1 pseudogene is annotated in these 899 nt (G+C 58.0%); it reads left to right on the plus strand.

From position 1 onward, the window contains the following. Nucleotides 1-89 precede the first annotated feature (89 nt). A pseudogene (locus tag P7F60_RS30755) lies at nucleotides 90-899 on the plus strand (helix-turn-helix domain-containing protein); the annotation flags it as partial.

Below are 899 nucleotides of genomic sequence, written 5' to 3' on the forward strand. Positions count from 1 at the left end.
TGTCCGACATCAGCGCCCATGAGACAGAATTGGTTTAATTGAGAAGAGAGGATTTTCGGCTCATCGTAGCTCTATCAAAGGAAGCGAAGATGAGAAAGAAAACCGGGCCGCAGACATCGGCGGCCGAAAAGACAATCAAGGACATCCGGCGCGCGACGCGCAAGCATCACTCGGCGGAGGACAAAATCCGCATCGTGTTGGAGGGGCTGCGCGGCGAAGACAGCATTGCCGCGATCTGCCGACGTGAAGGGATCGCCGAGAGCCTGTATTATAGCTGGTCGAAGGAGTTTCTCGAAGCGGGCAAGAAGCGGCTAGCCGGTGACACCGCGCGTTCGGCCACCAGCGACGAAGTGAAAGCGCTGCGTCGTGAAAGCCGCGACCTGAAGGAGGCGCTGGCCGACCTCACCTTGGAAAACCGCCTGCTTAAAAAAAGCATGATCGCGGATGGGGGCGACGAAGAATGAGATATCCCGCCACCGAAAAGCTCGAGATCATCCGGCTTGTCGAGGGGTCTCATCTGCCAGCCAGGCAGACGCTCGACAAGCTCGGCATTCCTCGGCCAACCTTCTATCGCTGGTATGATCGTTTCCAGACCCACGGTGTCGAGGGGCTGGAAGACAGGCACTCGGCTCCGTCACGGGTGTGGAACCGTATCCCCGACGCTGTCCGCGACCGGATCATCACCATGGCGCTCGACCATGCCGATCTGTCGCCACGCGAGCTGGCGGTGAAGTTCACTGACACTGAAAGCTATTTCGTCTCAGAGGCTTCGGTCTATCGCCTGCTCAAGGCCCATGACCTGATTACCTCGCCAGCCTATATCGTCATAAAGGCCAATGACGAGTTCAAGGACAAGACGACGCGCCCGAACGAGATGTGGCAAACTGACTTCACCTACC

Origin of the sequence: Rhizobium sp. YJ-22, from assembly GCF_029601685.1 — a bacterium.
In the GTDB taxonomy this organism is placed as follows: Bacteria; Pseudomonadota; Alphaproteobacteria; order Rhizobiales; family Rhizobiaceae; genus Metarhizobium.